This window comes from Psychroserpens mesophilus, assembly GCF_050617655.1.
GTDB classification, from domain to species: Bacteria; Bacteroidota; Bacteroidia; order Flavobacteriales; family Flavobacteriaceae; genus Psychroserpens; species Psychroserpens mesophilus_A.
In genome coordinates, this window is sequence record NZ_JBODQC010000010.1 from 1 (window position 1) to 18,130 (window position 18,130).

Genomic DNA, 18,130 nt, shown 5'->3' on the forward strand with positions numbered 1-18,130 from the left:
ACATCATCGTCTGGAGTTCCAAAGCAAGCATCTATACCAGAGTCTAATGCACTTGCAACACTACCAGTAGTAGTGCTTCCACATAAAAAATCAGGATTTACGGTTAAACCTATTGCACCGCAAGGGTCATCATTAGAAGGTGGTGCTGGTGGCTCTGATACACAAATGTCAAAAGTGCCATTATTGTTATTCCCGTATTCCCAAACTCTTATATAAATAGTTGAACCAGGAGCTAAACCAGAGCTTGTAATAGCTGACATGGCACCATTGGCACTACCATCATCATCGCAAGCAATTTGTGATAGAGTTAGGGTAGGACATGTACCAGTAGCTGAATAAATAGCCATGCCACTATCAGTAATGACTCCAGTATCAGTATCTATAGAAATATTTCCACTGGCAGGAACTGTAGCAGTAAACCACACATCACCACCAGCATATGAGGAACAAGTTGGAGCAGGAATACCTGTGCTGGCAGTTGCATTCGCATTTGTGTAAGTTGAAAATGTACAGGTTGCATTTACGCCTAGAGCAATTGCACTACAAGGGTCATCATTTGCAGGAGGCGTGGGACCAGAGCAAGACGTACAACTGATAACAGTAGTACAACAATTTGTAGCTTGACCACACGCAGCATTTGTATTAAAGTGTATAAAGTGATTACCAGCTACAGTAGCTGTAAATGAAAAAGGTGCGTTACCGCTACCAACAACAGGGCCATTAGAAGTGCCACTTCTAACGGTTATATAGCCTCCACATGAATTTGTAATTTCATAAGTTTCACCAATAACCACATTAGACACTGTAGCATATTCAGTTTGATAATTACATGTACTCATAGTAGCAGGAGTAGTATCAATAGGAGCTATAGCAGAACCATAAGATGTACCATTATTGCATTGACCAAATACATCAGTATTTATAAGAAAAACAAAAATTATTAATAGGAGTAGTTTTCTAATCATAATCTAAAAAAATTAAACAAGACTATAAACCATAAATAAATGGGTTTATAGTGAGGCTGAAATTTTTTAGATAGTTTGGGGATATTATCAAATAACAATGTAATAAAAAATATATAATTTTAACAAAAAATTAAAGATTTATTTGAGTTTTTGTTAAAGTGTTTACTTTTCTAGACAAAAACCTTGTGGTTAATGATAATAGCTAACTCTTGTGATGAGTTTAAGAAGACCAAAAAACTGACACGCTTAAACAAAATTACAATCACTTCAAAAAGGTATAATCGTGTTGCAAATATTGCGTTAGAAATTAAGAGGTAGCTTCATCGTATCATACCCGTATCATACCCGTATCATACCCGTATCATACTCGTGTCATACTCGTGTCAACCTAAAATAGAGTTAGAATAAATTTGAAAGCTGGTGATATGGTTCAAAAACACATACATCTTACACAAACTAAAAAGGTCTTGATAATTAACAACCAAGACCTTTTTTGTATAAGTAAAGTAGATAAAACCCTAACGTTTTAAGACTACTTTTTGGGTTTTAGATTGTCCGTTGCTTAAAGTCGCCTGAACAATATACGCGCCACTAGGCAAGTTATGATTATTAATAACAAACTCTGTAGCATCTATATGGCTTTCGTTATGTAAGGTTCTGCCTAACAGGTCATAAACAATTACAGAGTCTATAAGGCTGCTATCAGAATCAATTTTTATATAAGCACCTTTAGGAGCAATAATGCTTAAGGCATTCAATTCAAAATCATCAATGCTTAGAGCCTCGTTTGTAAATCTTAAAAAGAATCGATCTCCATAATCTACAGCTTGTGTTTCCGTAAAAGTGTAAGGTGTTGCTTTTAAATTATGAATAATACCTAAATGAGTGTCTTCCAGATAAATGTCCTGACTTTCTTCTAAAAATAAACCGTCAACATTATTTAAAGCAATAGTATATTCACCAGCTTGAGGAATAACTGTTCCTAAAGGTATTTCATCGTTTTCATCAAAAGGGAGTCCACGACCTTGAATCGTCATGCGTTCATCACCAATTTTAGAATAAATATTCAAACCGTTAACTTCTCTGGAGTAAGCATCAAATAATCGATCTTTTTCTTGAGTGGCACCTTCAATATAACCCACTAAAGTATTAGAGGTCATTCCATTTTGATGTGCTAAATTTAACCAAATACGGCTACGCTCTAAAGAGTTAGAGTTTAATTCATTTTGATTTGGTTCAGACATTCTGTAAAAATCAGTATTACCATGTGTACGATCACGCATACTATTATCAAAGGTCACACTGCCAGACTCATTATCATTTAGTGCTAATACAAAAAAGCCTTGTCCTGAAGCAATTTTACCAGAGAATGGTACTGTAGCTCCCATTAAATTATAAGTAATATAATCAGCAGGATTGTAGGTAAACACATAGTCATCATAAAAAGAATCAGGCCATGCACCAATGGCACTTCCGTGAGTCCAGATATGTACAGTGCCTTCCAGCATGGTATTGGCCAGTAAAAAGGAATCAGCATCTATTGCAGAAGGATAAGGGTTACCAATAAGGTTCCAGTTATCATCTAACGGTGTTACAGATAAGCTATTTGTACCATAAGGATTGTACATTAAGCCACCTCCAGAATAACCACCACTGCTTATCGCTTGAGTAATCACACCATTGTTTGGTGGCCCATCAAATGTGGCTGTGGCAGGAGAAATGCCTACCGATTGATTAACTGGTCCTCTTACAGCATAGCCTTTGCCAAGATCCATTACGCCAGAACTTAAACCATTCCAGTCACCTACTACAATAGGTATGTTTCCTGGCATACCTAAATAGCCTGTTGCTGTGGTTGGTATCCATTCGTAAATGCGATTTGTTGGTGTAAAACCACCATATACATCTGAGACATCAAACCCTTGAACAGGACTCGAATAATAAACGTAATCAGATCGTCGAATATCTGTATTTCTATTCACTAAAATGTTTCCACTATTAGCAATAGAAGGGGTATCATTAACTTGAATTAAATTGGCGCCATCTTCAACAATTAATGAAGGTGTTGCACCTTGAATCGTAATGTAATCTTGAATCGTTAAGGAAGCACCAAAGCCATTTGCATTACTTTCAGGAGCTAAAGTAAGTGTGGCTCCTGTTTCAATAGTAAGGTTTAAACCATCTCCATCAACATCATCGGGTATCACAGGGTCATTAGGTGTTCCGGCAGGAATAAATAAACACTGTGTATCTGTAGGAACGGAATCACCATACCAGTTTAAAGGATTATTCCAATCGCTTGAAGTGTCACCTTTCCAGTGTTTTCCTATCACATAATCCACTCGGGTTCTAACTCCAGGAGCACTAGGGCAAGCATACCAATACGAGTAAATACCAGGAACACTAGTATCTGTTAATCCAGAACCTGGATAATTTACAGGGTTAAAACTTGGTCCTGTTTCTATTGGGCTACCTCCAGAGGAAGCAGTATACCATTCTAGTGGAGCTGATGCTGTAGTCCAGTTAATGTCTGGCCCTATAAGTACATTCCAAGAGTAAGGGCTGTTGCCACTGCCTAATCCAAATTCTGTTGTAATAAGGGTGTAGTTCACACCTGCAGTTAAACTTATGGTTAATTCTGGACGCAAACCAGGACCAGAGTCATCATCACCAACCACAAAGGTTCCACTTGCACAAACGCCAGGTGTAAACCCAGTTTCAACAATATATGCCATACCATCAAATCCAGCCGTCATCTCTAATACATAAACTTGGGTTGTAGGAACGGTAAAGTTAATTTCTTCATAACGTGTAGATGTTCCAGCAAATGCACAAACCGTTGAGTTTGCTGTAAAAATAGGGAGTCTATTCGCTGTTGGTTGTCCATCAAGATTTCCAAAAACAGTGTCTGAGGTATTCACGCCAGCAGGACAAGAAAAGTCTGAAGTCATTGACTGGCTCCTTTCATTTGGGCAGTCATTAAATACACCAGTATCACCAGGCGGTATGGGTGTGGTAATGCAAATGTCAAAGGTGCCATTATTATTATTCCCATATTCCCAAAGTCGTATATACACTATCTCTCCAGGTGTTCTTCCAGTAACAGTTATGGAAGACATTAGTCCAGTTCCAAAATTATCGTCACAAGCTAACTGAGTTAAAGAACCACAGGTTCCTGAGTATACAGCCATACCACTGTCGGTCATAACGCCAGGCTCAGTAGTTACCGTAAACTCTCCAGTAAAATTTACTTCATAAGTAAACCAAACGTCACCACCTTGGTAATTAGCACAACCTGGTGCAGGAGCACCTGCCGATGCAGTGGCATCTGCATTGGTATAAGTAACGAGGGAGCAGTTGACGTCTGAAAATAATTCAATAGCGCCAGAGCAATCGTCATTTGCAATAGGCGAGGTAATCAATAATTCGAAAGCAGGATCTGAAGTTCCAGCTCCAGCAGGCCAACAATCAATAACAATGTAATAAGTACCTGGTGTTAAGGTTAAAGGTATCGTATAACCCAAAGAAACATCTCTAGTGGCAGCTGTACCAATTCCTCCCAAGCAACTGCCTCGCATAATAACGTCATCATTATCGGTAGGGCAAGCTGAATGTACAGATAGCGATTTATAAATAACTCCATTATTTGCAAATCCAAATCTGTATTCTCCTGCATTGACAACTTCCATAGAGTACACGCCTTCACGGCCACCTGCGTAAAGACCAGGAAATGCTGTGCCACAACCTACTCCGTTGAATGCGTTGGTATATGTTGGTGGACCTGTTATTGTTTGAAGCCCAGTTGACATTGTAGTTCCGGGTGCCAGCGTTAAAGGTACGGCTGTGTTACAGTCATTGCCAGGAGCCTGAGCAAATGCTGTATGGTATAACCCAATAAAAAAAAGAATAAAGAGTAATTTTTTAGTCATAACTATTAAGTTTTAAACATAACAAAAGCCTGACTATATTGTAGTCAGTTTTTAGTAGGTGTTACATCAAAATAAAATAGGGGCTCTTTAAGCCACTAATTTACTCAAAATTATATAAATTTAACAGAAACTTATAGATTTTTTAACTTATTGGTTAAAGTGCCTATTTTTATGGATAAAACTCTTATTGCAATTGATAATCATGTTTTTATAAAGCCAGAATATCTAAATCATCGGTATGTTTCTGGCAATAAATTAAGAAAGCTCAAGTACAATTTGCTCGAAGCTGAAAAGCTTAATAAAAAAGTAGTATTGACATTTGGTGGTGCGTTTTCAAATCATATTGCTGCAGTGGCCTACTCAGGTTTCGAAAAAGGATTCAAAACCATAGGCGTTATTAGAGGTGAAGAGCTCAGTGATGTTAAAGTATTAAATCCAACTTTAGCGTTTGCGCAATCCTGTGGGATGCAATTTAAGTTTGTGTCCAGAGAAACATATCGAAACAAAACATCTCATGATTATATTGAGAGTCTTAAAAATGAGTTTGGTGATGTATTTCTCATACCAGAAGGTGGTACCAATCAACTGGCTGTGAAAGGTTGTGAAGAAATTTTACCTGAAGTAAATCAAAAGTTCAATTACATCTGTTGTCCAGTAGGAACAGGTGGTACCATTTCAGGGTTGATAAATTCTAGTACTTCGCATCAAAAAATTATTGGCTTTCCTGCCTTAAAAGGTGACTTTTTAAACGAAGAAATTGCTAAATTTGCAACCAAAACCAATTGGGAACTTGTTTCAGAGTATCACTTTGGTGGTTATGCTAAGGTAAATGATGATTTAATTCAGTTTATAAATCAGTTTAAAAAAAAGCATAAAGTACCATTAGATCCAATTTATACAGGTAAAATGATGTATGGTATTTATGATTTAATCGCTAAAGGCTATTTTAAAAAAGATGCAAAAATACTAGCAATCCATACAGGTGGTTTACAAGGTATAGAAGGTATAAATATGAGGTTGAAACAACAAAATAAGCCCTTAATCGTTTAAGAATTTATGAAGAGAATTTGTAGTATTATTTTAATATCACTTTTAATAGTGAGTTGTGGTTCTAAACGAAAAATTGTCACGAAAAAGAAAGATAGCAGACCCAGAACAGTACAGGTTTCCAAACCAACACATCCTGTTCCTGACAAAACTGAAACACCAAAAGAAAGTCCGGCTTCAAAACCAACTACTTATGCCAATGTGGTGGAGGAGTACATTGCTAATTTTAGTCAAATAGCGATGGTTGAAATGCGAAAGTATAACATACCAGCAAGCATTACTTTGGCTCAAGGTATTTTAGAATCAGGTTCTGGTAAAGGGCGTTTGGCAGTTGAGGCAAACAATCATTTTGGGATTAAATGTCATGGATGGACAGGTCAAAAAATATACCATGATGATGATGCTTCTCAGGAATGTTTCCGAAAATATAAACATGCTGAGTCTTCATTCGAAGATCATTCTGCTTTTCTAACGGGTCGCAGTCGCTATTCAAAATTATTTCAACTAAGAAAAGATGATTATAAAGGCTGGGCAAAAGGACTAAGAGCCGCAGGATATGCAACAGACCGAAAATACCCAGATAAACTCATTAGCTTAATAGAGCGTTATCAATTGTACAAATATGATGATGAGGTTTTGGGTAGAAGCCAAGTGGTGGCAAATGATGAATCAAACCATCAAAATAATCATGTGGTAGTTAAAGGAGATACCTTGTATTCTCTGTCTAGAACCTATAATACAACCGTTGATAAGCTCAAGTCTTTAAACAATCTTAAGAATAACGAATTGTCAATTGGTCAAGTTTTGATTATAAAATAAATAACTATGTTATATAAGAGAAGTAGTGCGCTTTTTAAAGATGCAGAACAAGTCATTCCTGGTGGAGTTAATTCTCCGGTAAGAGCGTTTAAAGCGGTTGGAGGAACACCCATTTTTGCTAAATCTGCTAAAGGGGCTTATGTGTATGATGAAGACGATCATCGTTACATTGATTACATCAATTCTTGGGGACCAATGCTGTTGGGCCATGCGTTTGAACCTGTGGTGAACGCGGTTATTGAAAAAACCAAACAAGGTACATCGTTCGGGATGCCTACAGAAATTGAAACAAAAATAGCAGAGTTAGCGGTTTCAATGGTTCCTAATATTGATAAAATTCGGTTTGTAAATTCAGGAACTGAAGCTTGCATGAGTGCGGTGCGTTTGGCAAGAGGATTCACTAAAAAGGATAAAATTATAAAGTTTGCAGGTTGTTACCATGGTCATAGTGATGCTTTTTTAATTCAGGCTGGTAGTGGAGCAGTGACGTTTGGAAGTCCAAACAGTCCTGGTGTGACGCAAGGTACAGCCAAAGACACTTTATTGGCAACATACAACGATATCCATAACGTAAAAGCGCTTATCGATGCTAATCCAGATGAGATTGCGTGTATCATTCTGGAGCCCGTTGCAGGTAATATGGGATGCATTCCGCCAAAGCCAAATTTTTTACAGGAATTAAAACGTCTTTGTGAGGCCAACAGGATTTTACTGATTTTTGATGAGGTGATGACAGGTTTCAGATTGGCTAAAGGTGGTTGTCAGGAACGATTTGGTGTTGATGCAGATATTGTATGCTTCGGAAAAGTAATAGGTGGCGGATTGCCAGTTGGTGCTTTTGCTGCTCGTGCTGAAATCATGGATCATTTAGCGCCTTTAGGAAACGTATATCAAGCTGGTACTTTAAGTGGTAATCCTTTAGCAATGGCTGCTGGGTTGGCAATGCTTGAAGCAATTGATAATGATACCGAATTATTTCAGCGACTTGAAGAGAAAACGGCATATTTACATAAAGGATGTGCTCAGGCATTACAGGCATCTGGCATTACGCATACAATTAACAGAGTAGGCTCAATGATATCTATACATTTTGCTGAAGATGAAGTGTCAGATTTTACAAGTGCTGCAAAAGGAAATAACGATAGGTTTAAAAACTTTTTTCATGGCATGTTAAACGAAGGTATTTATATTGCACCAAGTGCTTTTGAAACATGGTTTATTACAGATGCGCTTAGCTATCAGGATTTAGATGAAACGATTGCAGCTGTCAAAAAAGTAGCGAAAACATTATAGTTAAGTAAGTCTCATTGATCAGGTCGAGCACAGTCGGAAACGCTCAATTTATCCAAATCGAAGAATCAATGAAAACAAATTGATGGTTGAGGTTAATCGTTATGCTAAGACCTATACTCTAAATATGTATTTAATTATAAAATTATAGTACCTCTGGCAATATTGTCATTCCGAGGCGCGAGGAATCTCATAATCCCAAACAAAAGCAAATATTCAATCAATACCTCTTACCAAAAAAAGAAATAAGTTTACGTAACATCTCACAATATTAATGATAAAAAACAACAAAGCCTGCTTAATTAAGCAGGCTTTGTTTTAATACTGTAAACACTTATAAATTACTCGTTAGATCTATAAATCGTAATATATCTTTCATATTGCTCATCATTTAAAATCTGAGATAATCTTGTATCTAGAATAGTATTAATTTTTTCATACTCCTCTTGATTGGCTTGTAAATCATTACTTATTCGTTGGTAAACAGTTTCGTAAGCTTTGTAAGCTTGATAAACGTCCTCTAACTGATTTTTATTGACTTTTAAAGTTTTACCAACCTCTTGAGCTTTTTCTGAAGCAGCAGCATTGATTTCTAATTTATTTTGAGCATCCAATCCTTGGGTACTGAATAAAAGTGAAACCGCAAAAAAGCAAAGTGTTATTAGTTTTTTCATCATCATGAATTTTATAAAGAAATTGAAGTCACTAAATTAATGATTTTTAATTTAAAACAGCAAATAAAAAAAGCATTGATTACAACCAATGCTTAAAATTAAACGAATCTATCAAACTATTAATTTTTATCAGATCTGTGACCTTTACGCTTTTCTTGTTTCATTTTACCATTCTTGGCTAGCCAGATCTCCCACTTTTCGTATTGTTCGGCATTTAAGATGCTTTTCATTTGTTTTTTCATTTCAATTTTACGGTCTAATTGGGCATTAACCATAGCATAGCGTTCTTCTTTGCTCAGCTTTTTGTTGCGGTCATCATCTGTCTTGTGTTCTTTACGAGTAGCTCTTTGCTTTTCATTAAATTTGGCGTCTTCCAAAACTAAAGCTTTTACTTGTGCTTGTTGAGATTCGGTAAGATCAAGATGTAAAGTCATCTTTTTTGTTTTTAACGTGGCGACTTCTTCAGCAGATAAATCTTTAAAAGCCCCTTTTTTGTGTCCTTTGTCTTGAGCTGTTGCATTTAAGGTCAATAAAGCAATAGCAATCATCATTAATTTTTTCATAAGTACGAGATATTTGTTTTTAATTGTATTGCTAAGACATGTATAGCATTAAAAAGTTTAATTTTTAATTGAGTTTTAACGCCTATTTAACAAATATCGCAATGTCAAACGTTTCAGCTTCCAGCCATCTTAACAAGCTCTAACGTAGTTTCATAAAGCGGTCTTTGTTCCATTTTACTTTTCAGCCAAGCATAAAAACTCATCACAAAAATATCTTCCTGTTTAGCTTCAACCCAGTTAAAAGCAGTTTCAACGGTTTCTTTAAACGCTTCAGAAGTAATTCGTTCTGGATGTTTGTAGTAGTAGCTTACCAATTTCAAATACGTCAAAACACGTTCCTGTTGTATCTGTTTTAAGTAGGTCGAATAGTGGCGTTTAAAACTTAATAACCGCGATTCAACCAAATCAATATGTCCCAGTTCGATGTGTAATATAATTTCTACAAGACTTTTTTTAATAACCCATTCTTTGCCTGCCTTTTCGGTATAATAGCGATCGGTATGGTAAAATGTTGAGAACATATGATGAGCATCTTTGAGTCGGCTACCTTGCATGTAAAACATAATCAAACTCAATTTTATATCTAATTGCGATTCAATATCATTGTGTTTAGATGGTGTAAAAGTTTCCAGATAATCAATTGCTTTGTCTTGTTCACCTGTATAGTTTAAATTTAAAGCCAATAGCAAATGGTATTTTGGCTCAAAAGTTTTGTAATGTTTGTGTCGTTGCTTTGTCATTAAATCCTTCATCTGTTCTAAATACGATAATGAGCTCTTAAAGTTTTTGTTTCTAAATAAGGTATTGGCAATCATATAAACAATCTGAATATGATAGTAAAGCTGTTTGTCTTTTAACTTATGAGTTTGAATTTTAGAATAGGTATCTAAAAGAAAAGGCTCTATTTTTAAATAATCATTAGAAACAAATGCCGAAATACTTACAATCGTCATCAACTGGTAAAGCGATTTAAACGACATCGAATCACTAAGGCTGATGTTGTGTTCGGTTAAGGTGTTGTTTAAAATCGTTTGAAACTCTAAAACCTCACCTTTGTAGGTCATGTCGCTCAGGGTTTGTCTTATTTTGGCGTACACCATATTGAGTTCTTCCTCGAGGTAGTGGTTTTTTTGATTGGTTTTAAACTTTAAAATCAAATCACTAATATCAACTGAAGGATTTAAATACGCATACTGAATTTTTGTGTGATAAATTTCATTTAATATGGGGAATAACGAGTGTTCCTGAGCTAAAACTTCAGCTTTGTCTAAAATATCATACGCTATTTTAAACTGTGTATTAAGCAAAAATGTTCTAGAGGCCAGAATGTATTTAATAAGCTGCATGTCTATAGAATTCTCTTCCTCCAGATTCGTATTGGCAATAAAATCAATGAGCGATTGATACAGGCGTTTTCTAAGCGCATGATAAGCAACTTTATTGTCACTGTTGTAAATGGCTTTGCATATTGCTGTCGAGTTTAAATCGTCCTTAACCAGTAACTTAAATAGCTTAATGTTTTTAGTGTCGTTTCGTTTGTTCTTTTTATCAAGATACTTCACAAATTGCTGTTGCTCTTCCAAAGATAATGTAGAAACTATAGTGTTTAAATCAGTCATTTAATCGTCAGTTTTTAAAATGGTAATGTACTAAAAATAATAGACAACAAAAGCATAAATTTTAAAGGGAGGCATTAAATAGAACATCCAACAAACAAAACGCATAGTTAAAGGCAATACAAACACAACGGTATGCCAATATCAGCCAAATAGCATACACCATGCATCACCATATTTACTTCAAATTTAAAAAGGAGGTATAGCGTATGTATAGCGTATTAAATCCGTATCATCCTCGGGTGATATCCGTATCAAACCCTCAGTAAACTCGTGGTAAGCGCGATAAAAAGATCAATTGAGCAAGCTGTAAGCTTCAAGCATCAAGGGTTTACGCTTGTTTTGTAATAATCTTAAAAGAATTTTACATCAACCTCATACGCGTTTTAATATTAAAATTACAAAACAATGCAAGGTTGCCAACCAAAGCTTTATGAGCAATTTGTAGTCGTGCATGCTAACAGGTATTTAGGAGTTTTAATATCGAATAATTGTATTATTTAATCGTCAGTATTTTTTAGATGATGTGTTTTTTTTTAATAGCTATCGTTGCACATTTGTATCGTAATCATTAATACATCGCATTATGAAAACAATTCTTAAAACCGCAATCTTAATCACATGTCTTAGTCTTATTGTCATTTATTCTAAATCCATTCAAACAGAACTCATCGATTCTTACAACAATGGAATCGCTTTTTTATCAAGTAATTCTAAAACAAAAGTCAATATTTTAAGATTCTAAAATGAAACTTAAGCAAGTTAATACAGCGTTTATAATTACTACAGGTGTTTCAATAGTAGTATTTATCTATTTGGTGTTTTTAGGGTATGATGAAATCAAAACCTTAAAAGATGTGATAAAAATTATAGCATCGATTTTATTTCCAATACCAATGTTGTTTTTTGTTCGCTTTCTTTTAATCGAACACTTTTTGCCTCAACATACAGATGAATACAAACGCAAAAACCAAAAACCAGCAATTGTATTACTCATCATAACCCTAATAATAAGTCTAGGAAGTATGCAATTGGTAGAGTGGATGACACATCAAAAATTAGAAGATCATCTCATTTTTGCACACCTTATTAACTCCACTACAATCAGTAGTTATGTTTTAAATTATGTATTGTATAACAATTTAAAAGCTAATGGAATTTTAAGTGGAGTGTTGCTCTCACTTGCCATTCATGTGTTTTTTTTAACCGTCTAAAAACAAAAAGTCCAATCCATAAAATACCAATATTATGAATCCAATTTTAAACAATCCGAAGCCCAAATCAAATGCAAATAAAAGAGAATTGCTATTTACATTTCAATCAATTATAGTAACAGGCTTATTAGCTTTTACTGCTATTGCGTTCTTTTTTTACTTCGACTTAACCATCGTTAAAGGCATTAAAGTGATTTTCGCACCCTTTTTATCTGTAGTGCCACTCTTGTTTATTCTGTCTATTTTAAAAGATTTAAGAAATGGGTTTAAAGAAGGCAACTACACAAAAGGTGAAATAATCAAATTCTGTCTTATAACAGCAGGAATTACAATTGCTTTTACTGGCATTACTTTTTTACTATCTAAAATTGAAGCCTTAGAAATTTTGCTTGCAGCGATTATGGCTGTTTTAAGTGCAGTTTTCTTTTTAAGAAGTAAAATCAAAGATATATTAGGAATGAGCATCATCACAGGAATTGCTGAAGGGATTATTGTATATATGATTTTTTGGTTTTAATGATAGAAATTAGTTCTTAAACTCTATAATGGGAATCTAAGTAAACACCTTAATTGCCTATCTTTCTCTAGCTGAAGATTTAATCTTATGTTTAACTTATTATTATAAATGTATGAGTATGAATTCAAAACTTATAAAAGAGTTGCCAGATTTGGTTCGTAATAATGTTATTTCTCAAGAGGTGGCTACAACAATAGAAGCTTATTACCAATCACAGCAAGCTAATTCGCCTAACCGACTCTTTACGGTATTTGGTGTCTTGGGATCCTTACTTGTTGGGTTAGGTATTATTTTAATATTGGCGCACAATTGGGATAATTTTAGCAGAACTGTAAAAACCGGGTTTGCATTTTTACCATTGATTATTGGTCAGTTAGTGGTTGCATTTTCAATTCTTAAACATAAAAGTAAAACCTGGAAAGAAGCCTCAGGAACTTTTTTATTCTTTACCATAGGATCCAGTATCGCACTGGTGAGCCAGATTTATAATATTCCTGGCGATTTAAGTGCTTATGTGCTAACATGGGTTTTATTATCTGCTCCATTAATATATCTGTTAAAATCAAATGTACTGGCCATATTACATCTCATATTCATAACGTTTTATGCTTATGAAATAGGATATGGTCATTATTATTCAAATGAAACACCATGGCTGTATTTAGTGTTATTGGGTATTGCAATTCCACATTATATACAATTATTAAAGCATAGAACTAACGATAACATCACATCGCTTTTTAACTGGTTGTACCCTTTAAGTGTGACGATTGTTTTAGGAACATTTGTTAAAGACCTCTCCGAATTAGGATTCTTAATGTACGTCTTATTATTTAGTGTGTTTTATAATTTAGGTAAGATGCCGTTTTTTGATACCCAGAAACTCCGTAAAAATGGATATCTGATTTTTGGATCTTTAGGAATTGTTGTCTTGATGCTTATAATGAGTTTTGATAGTTTCTGGTACATAGAAGAACTGGTGTTTTTTGCGCAGGAAAGTTACATCTCTATCCTCTTGTTTTTTGTCAATGGAGTAATTCTCGGACTTGCATATTATAAAAAGTGGTTACAGTCGTTTAATGTATTTCAATACGTTTTTATCCTTTTGTCACTCTTGTATTTAGGAGGATTGAACCTTCCCGTCTTAGGAACCGTAATTATTAATATTTTAATTCTTGCTTTAGGCATTACAACGATTAAAATAGGCGCAGATAAGGTTCACTTCGGAATTTTAAATTACGGGTTATTTATTATTACAGCCTTAGTGGTCTGCCGATTTTTTGATACCAATATGAGTTTTGTAATTAGAGGATTGCTGTTTGTGGGAGTTGGTTTAAGCTTCTTTTTGACCAATTACATCATGCTTAAAAAACAAAGCTCAAAAGCTAAAACCTTATAACAATAAATTATGAAAACGACATATATATTCATTCTGTTTATCATATTGGCAATCGCTCAAATAAGCATTCCTGCTCAAATGATTTATCACAGAGAAACCATTCTAAAAGAAGGAAAAGCGTTTAAGTTCAAAACAGAACCTATAGATCCTGCAGATCCATTTAAAGGAAAATACATACATCTTAATTATGAACTCAATAGCTTTAAAACCGACAGTATAATCTGGAAACCAGAACAAGATATGTATATATCTATCAGTAATGATAGTTTAGGATTCGCGAAAGCAAATACTGTTCACAAGCAAATTCCTAAACAAGGAGATTTTGTTTTGGCTAAAGTCAATTGGTATAATAGTAATACAAAAGAAGTACGATTCACATTTCCTTTTAATGAATTTTATATGGAAGAAAACAAAGCTTATGATGCTGAAATAGCACATAGAGATGCACAAAGAGATTCCTTGCCAAATAACACCTACGCTGTAGTTTATATAAAGGAAGGACAAGCTGTATTAAACAATGTGTTTATTAACGACATACCTATTGCCGAATATGTTGAGCAATAAGTAAAAATTGGCTAACTTTGAACAACTAAATAAACTCATTAACATTTATGAAAAAAATAATAGCCTTACTATCCGTATTAGTGATAGTCACTTCATGTAAAGAAGAGAAAAAAGAGGAGGTCGTTACAGAAGAAAAAGAAATGACTGACATGGAAAAGAATCTCAGTAAATATGTAAGCTTTAAGCTCACAGCAGATGTAAGTAAACTAACAGAAAATGAGCGTAAGATGATTCCGCTACTTATTGAAGCAGCAGATAAAATGAACGATTTGTTTTGGTATGAAGCTTATGGAAACAAAGATTCCCTGTTAAACTCTATCTCTGATGAAGACACTAAAAAGTATATTAAAATTAATTATGGTCCTTGGGATCGACTTGATGGCAATACTTCTTTTGTTGAAGGTATAGGTGAAAAGCCAGCTGGTGCGAACTTTTATCCTAAAGACATGACTAAAGAAGAATTTGAAGCTGCAGATATAGAAAACAAGTCTAGCATTTACAATTTTGTACGTCGTGACGAGAATGGAAAACTGTACTCAATTCCTTATCATAAACAATTTGAAGCTGAAGTAAAAGACGTTTCAGATTTATTAAAGAAAGCTTCAGAGTTAGCAGATGATGCTGGATTAAAAAAATACTTAGAACTAAGATCTCAAGCGTTACTCGATGATAATTATCAGCCGAGTGACCTGGCTTGGATGGACATGAAAACGAATACAGTAGATATCGTTATTGGTCCAATTGAAACTTATGAAGATCAATTATTTGGAAACAAAGCAGCACATGAAGGCTATGTGTTAATTAAAGATCAGGATTGGAGCAAGCGTTTGGAAAAGTTTAGTGCTTATTTGCCAGAACTTCAGGTTGGTTTGCCTGTTGACGAAAAGTACAAACAGGAACAGCCAGGAACCGATAGTGATTTAAATGCGTATGATGTAGTATATTATGCAGGCGATTGTAATTCTGGAAGTAAAACCATAGCTATTAACCTTCCTAATGATGAGGAAGTGCAACTGCAAAAAGGAACACGTCGTTTACAGTTAAAGAATGCTATGCGTGCAAAATTTGATAAAATTTTAATGCCGATTTCTGAGGTATTAATCGATGAGAGCCAGCGTAAACACATTACCTTTGATGCGTTTTTTGCAAATACCATGTTTCATGAAGTAGCTCATGGTCTGGGAATTAAAAATACCATCAATGGGAAAGGCACTGTAAGAACCTCTTTAAAGGAACACGCAAGTGCTTTAGAAGAAGGTAAAGCAGATATTTTAGGCTTATATATGATTCAACAATTACATGCAAAAGGTGAATTAAAAGAAGACTTAAAAGATAATATGGTTACGTTTATGGCAGGTATTTTCCGTTCGGTTAGATTTGGAGCGTCTTCAGCTCATGGAAAAGCCAATATGATCCGTTTTAATTTCTTTAAAGAAAAAGGAGCATTCACACGTAATGAAGATGGAACTTATAAAGTGAACTTTGATAAAATGGAAGCCGCTATGGAAGATTTATCAAATCTTATTTTAACACTTCAAGGTGATGGTGATTATGATGGTGTTGCCAAATTAGTTGCTGAAAAAGGAATTATTTCTGATGAGCTTCAAGCAGATTTGGATCGATTGACAAATGCTAATATTCCTGTAGATGTTATTTTTGAACAGGGAACAGAGGTATTAGGTTTATAATACTTTATTCATAAATAAAAAGCCTTTCAATTTTAGGAACTAAAGTTGAAAGGTTTTTTTATGGACTTACATTCCGTTTAATCTAAAATTCGGTTGATTAGTTTTTGCTTGGCAACTTCATTATCACCACACAGCCATTGTATAACATTGTCTTCCCAAATGGCATCACGTTGTGTCTCATCAATAATGTTTCTATCAACAGCAAGGTCTAATATTTTTCCGGGATATGAGGATTGCTTTTCGCTTTCCATCTCACCTAAAGGATAAGGATCATCGAGTCCCATGAGAACCTGTTTGTAGCCTTGATTTTTGATTAATAATTGTAAACCACCAGTATCATGAACGAGTGTGTCAAAGAAAATATTTTTGTGTCCAACGGCTTTCCTTGGATGGCTTTTGCCTTCAAATAAATCGGGTCTTCCATCAAAGCCTTGAATACGTCTTCCTAAGTTTATCTGTGCTAGTTGTCCACCATGAGCAAAACATGTGCGCATATTAGGATACTTGTCCTGATAACCATTTAAAGTTAAAAAGTGATATGCATCAGCGCATTGCGCAAGCATCCAAATTAAATGAAAACGCCAGGATGTGTTTTCTAGCTTTATAAATTTTTCACCATCATAAGGATGTATTTCAACCGCTAAATTGTATTTGTTGGCCAATTCAAAAATAGGTTCGTTTTCCTCATCAAAAATGCAACGCCAAGTACCTATTGTGTCCATATAATGTGTTGGTAAACATAAAAGTTGCATGCCTAATTCTTCTACACAACGTTCAATCTCCCAACAAGCACCTCTTACAAAACCAGGATGTACAACAAAACCGCAGGTAAATTTTTTTGGGTTTTCACGTTGAATCTTAGCATTAAAATCGTTTTGAAAACGTAAGGCTTGTTTCATTTCTTCAACTCGCAATCCATTTCCGTATAATTGAGATAAGTTCAATACAACAGCATGATCTATTTTAAAACGCTCCATCCAGGCAAGCTTTTCATTTAAAAAGAAACTCGAATCCGTTATTGGTCGATTCCAGTCTTTCTGAAGCATAAATTTTCGATCTTTATCTACCCAAAAAATACCTTTATCTTTCATGAATTGAGGTATTTCTTCAGGATAAGGAAGTAAATGTGAGTGACCGTTTATTCTAAGTTTGCGTTTTTCTTTCATAGTTGTGCTAAGCGAAATTGAAGCGTTTTATTTATCATCATTTGTCATTCCTGTGAAGGCAGGAAACTATTTTTAATTAGAGTTATAATGGATTCCGCATCAAGTGTGGAATGACAGTACTAATCTAGCTGAACTTTCTTAGGTGGCTGCATGACTTCTCCACAATTCGGACAACGACGTTTGTCTTTATCACCATAATATTTATCAAATATGGCAGGCATATCTGTTTCTATATTATCCAATGTAAAGTCCTCTTCATAGAGCTTGGTGGTACAGTTTTCACAAAACCACAATAAAGCATCTTGCACACCTTCATCACGTGGATATTCAATTACCAGGCCTACAGTATTTGCACCTCTTTGCGGAGAATGCGGAACTTTAGGTGGTAGTAAAAAGATATCACCTTCTTTGATATGAATGTCTTTTGGTATGCCATTATCAATCACTTTTAAAACCATATCGCCTTCTATCTGATAGAAGAATTCTGGAGTTTCATTGTAGTGATAGTCTTTTCTGCTGTTCGGACCACCAACGACCATGACAATAAAATCACCATCTTTCCAAACGACCTTATTACCAACAGGTGGTTTTAAAAGGTGTCGGTTTTCATCAATCCAAGCTTTGAAATTTATTGGTGGATATAGTTTACTCATAATATATTATTTTGGGCGTTACCCAT

General features: G+C 34.8%; 16 protein-coding genes. 9 read left to right on the forward strand and 7 right to left on the reverse strand.

The annotated features are described in order from the left end of the window. A partial coding sequence (locus tag ACRHNM_RS14090) for a hypothetical protein (protein ID WP_431137292.1) occupies nt 1–965 on the reverse strand: 965 nt, incomplete at its 3' end. 518 nt (nt 966–1,483) lie between these two features. Beyond that, entirely contained in the window at nt 1,484–4,894 is a 3,411-nt protein-coding gene (locus ACRHNM_RS14095; RefSeq protein WP_431137293.1) for a T9SS sorting signal type C domain-containing protein, read from the reverse strand. Between the two features lie 171 nt (nt 4,895–5,065). Between ACRHNM_RS14095 and ACRHNM_RS14100 the strand changes: the two genes are divergently transcribed. From ACRHNM_RS14100 to hemL, 3 genes are read left to right on the forward strand one after another with little or no spacing between them, the layout of a single operon-like run. Continuing rightward, nucleotides 5,066–5,944: a 1-aminocyclopropane-1-carboxylate deaminase/D-cysteine desulfhydrase gene (locus ACRHNM_RS14100; RefSeq protein ID WP_431137294.1), complete on the forward strand. Its 879-nt coding sequence runs from the start codon at nt 5,066–5,068 to the stop codon at nt 5,942–5,944. Between the two features lie 6 nt (nt 5,945–5,950). Beyond that, nucleotides 5,951–6,760, forward strand: coding sequence for a glucosaminidase domain-containing protein (locus ACRHNM_RS14105; RefSeq protein ID WP_431137295.1), 810 nt, complete (start codon nt 5,951–5,953; stop codon nt 6,758–6,760). A 6-nt stretch (nt 6,761–6,766) separates the two neighbouring features. After that, nucleotides 6,767–8,053 (forward strand): glutamate-1-semialdehyde 2,1-aminomutase, encoded by a 1,287-nt coding sequence (gene hemL, locus ACRHNM_RS14110; RefSeq protein WP_431137296.1) that lies wholly within the window; start codon nt 6,767–6,769, stop codon nt 8,051–8,053. Between the two features lie 338 nt (nt 8,054–8,391). On the opposite strand, the gene ACRHNM_RS14115 is transcribed toward hemL, so the two are convergent. From ACRHNM_RS14115 to ACRHNM_RS14125, 3 genes are all read right to left on the reverse strand, one after another. Beyond that, complete coding sequence (locus ACRHNM_RS14115) at nt 8,392–8,724, reverse strand: hypothetical protein (protein ID WP_431137297.1); 333 nt, start codon at nt 8,722–8,724, stop codon at nt 8,392–8,394. Nucleotides 8,725–8,843: 119 nt separating this feature from the next. Then, a complete protein-coding gene (locus ACRHNM_RS14120; protein WP_431137298.1) occupies nt 8,844–9,287 on the reverse strand; it encodes a hypothetical protein in 444 nt (147 codons plus the stop codon). 113 nt (nt 9,288–9,400) lie between these two features. Next, entirely contained in the window at nt 9,401–10,906 is a 1,506-nt protein-coding gene (locus ACRHNM_RS14125; protein WP_431137299.1) for a hypothetical protein, read from the reverse strand. Between the two features lie 583 nt (nt 10,907–11,489). On the opposite strand from ACRHNM_RS14125, the gene ACRHNM_RS14130 reads away from it, so the two are divergent. The 6 genes from ACRHNM_RS14130 to ACRHNM_RS14155 all read left to right on the forward strand — a co-directional run bounded on the left by ACRHNM_RS14130 (nt 11,490) and on the right by ACRHNM_RS14155 (nt 16,285). After that, on the forward strand, nt 11,490–11,648 hold the full coding sequence (locus ACRHNM_RS14130) for a hypothetical protein (RefSeq protein ID WP_431137300.1): 159 nt from the start codon (nt 11,490–11,492) through the stop codon (nt 11,646–11,648). A gap of 1 nt (nt 11,649) precedes the next feature. Next, nucleotides 11,650–12,117: a hypothetical protein gene (locus tag ACRHNM_RS14135; protein WP_431137301.1), complete on the forward strand. Its 468-nt coding sequence runs from the start codon at nt 11,650–11,652 to the stop codon at nt 12,115–12,117. 34 nt (nt 12,118–12,151) lie between these two features. Next, entirely contained in the window at nt 12,152–12,634 is a 483-nt protein-coding gene (locus ACRHNM_RS14140; RefSeq protein ID WP_431137302.1) for a hypothetical protein, read from the forward strand. A 118-nt stretch (nt 12,635–12,752) separates the two neighbouring features. Continuing rightward, entirely contained in the window at nt 12,753–14,033 is a 1,281-nt protein-coding gene (locus tag ACRHNM_RS14145; RefSeq protein ID WP_431137303.1) for a DUF2157 domain-containing protein, read from the forward strand. A 9-nt stretch (nt 14,034–14,042) separates the two neighbouring features. Then, a complete protein-coding gene (locus ACRHNM_RS14150) occupies nt 14,043–14,597 on the forward strand; it encodes a GDYXXLXY domain-containing protein (RefSeq protein ID WP_431137304.1) in 555 nt (184 codons plus the stop codon). A 47-nt stretch (nt 14,598–14,644) separates the two neighbouring features. Beyond that, nucleotides 14,645–16,285 carry a dipeptidyl-peptidase 3 family protein gene (locus tag ACRHNM_RS14155; protein WP_431137305.1) on the forward strand — a complete coding sequence of 547 codons (1,641 nt, stop codon included), beginning with the start codon at nt 14,645–14,647 and terminating at the stop codon, nt 16,283–16,285. A gap of 77 nt (nt 16,286–16,362) precedes the next feature. Here ACRHNM_RS14155 and ACRHNM_RS14160 read toward each other — a convergent pair whose 3' ends face one another. Next, complete coding sequence (locus tag ACRHNM_RS14160) at nt 16,363–17,451, reverse strand: amidohydrolase family protein (protein WP_431137306.1); 1,089 nt, start codon at nt 17,449–17,451, stop codon at nt 16,363–16,365. Nucleotides 17,452–17,570: 119 nt separating this feature from the next. Further along, nucleotides 17,571–18,104 (reverse strand): 3-hydroxyanthranilate 3,4-dioxygenase, encoded by a 534-nt coding sequence (locus ACRHNM_RS14165; RefSeq protein WP_431137307.1) that lies wholly within the window; start codon nt 18,102–18,104, stop codon nt 17,571–17,573. Nucleotides 18,105–18,130: the final 26 nt, after the last annotated feature.

Coding starts and splice junctions, on each gene's coding strand:
- ACRHNM_RS14100 (WP_431137294.1), top strand. CDS start 5,066: ATGGATAAAACTCTTATTGCAATTGATAATCATGTTTTTATAAAGCCA.
- ACRHNM_RS14125 (WP_431137299.1), bottom strand. CDS start 10,906: ATGACTGATTTAAACACTATAGTTTCTACATTATCTTTGGAAGAGCAA.
- ACRHNM_RS14120 (WP_431137298.1), bottom strand. CDS start 9,287: ATGAAAAAATTAATGATGATTGCTATTGCTTTATTGACCTTAAATGCA.
- ACRHNM_RS14145 (WP_431137303.1), top strand. CDS start 12,753: ATGAATTCAAAACTTATAAAAGAGTTGCCAGATTTGGTTCGTAATAAT.
- ACRHNM_RS14150 (WP_431137304.1), top strand. CDS start 14,043: ATGAAAACGACATATATATTCATTCTGTTTATCATATTGGCAATCGCT.
- ACRHNM_RS14135 (WP_431137301.1), top strand. CDS start 11,650: ATGAAACTTAAGCAAGTTAATACAGCGTTTATAATTACTACAGGTGTT.
- ACRHNM_RS14130 (WP_431137300.1), top strand. CDS start 11,490: ATGAAAACAATTCTTAAAACCGCAATCTTAATCACATGTCTTAGTCTT.
- ACRHNM_RS14140 (WP_431137302.1), top strand. CDS start 12,152: ATGAATCCAATTTTAAACAATCCGAAGCCCAAATCAAATGCAAATAAA.
- hemL (WP_431137296.1), top strand. CDS start 6,767: ATGTTATATAAGAGAAGTAGTGCGCTTTTTAAAGATGCAGAACAAGTC.
- ACRHNM_RS14105 (WP_431137295.1), top strand. CDS start 5,951: ATGAAGAGAATTTGTAGTATTATTTTAATATCACTTTTAATAGTGAGT.
- ACRHNM_RS14160 (WP_431137306.1), bottom strand. CDS start 17,451: ATGAAAGAAAAACGCAAACTTAGAATAAACGGTCACTCACATTTACTT.
- ACRHNM_RS14165 (WP_431137307.1), bottom strand. CDS start 18,104: ATGAGTAAACTATATCCACCAATAAATTTCAAAGCTTGGATTGATGAA.
- ACRHNM_RS14115 (WP_431137297.1), bottom strand. CDS start 8,724: ATGAAAAAACTAATAACACTTTGCTTTTTTGCGGTTTCACTTTTATTC.
- ACRHNM_RS14095 (WP_431137293.1), bottom strand. CDS start 4,894: ATGACTAAAAAATTACTCTTTATTCTTTTTTTTATTGGGTTATACCAT.
- ACRHNM_RS14155 (WP_431137305.1), top strand. CDS start 14,645: ATGAAAAAAATAATAGCCTTACTATCCGTATTAGTGATAGTCACTTCA.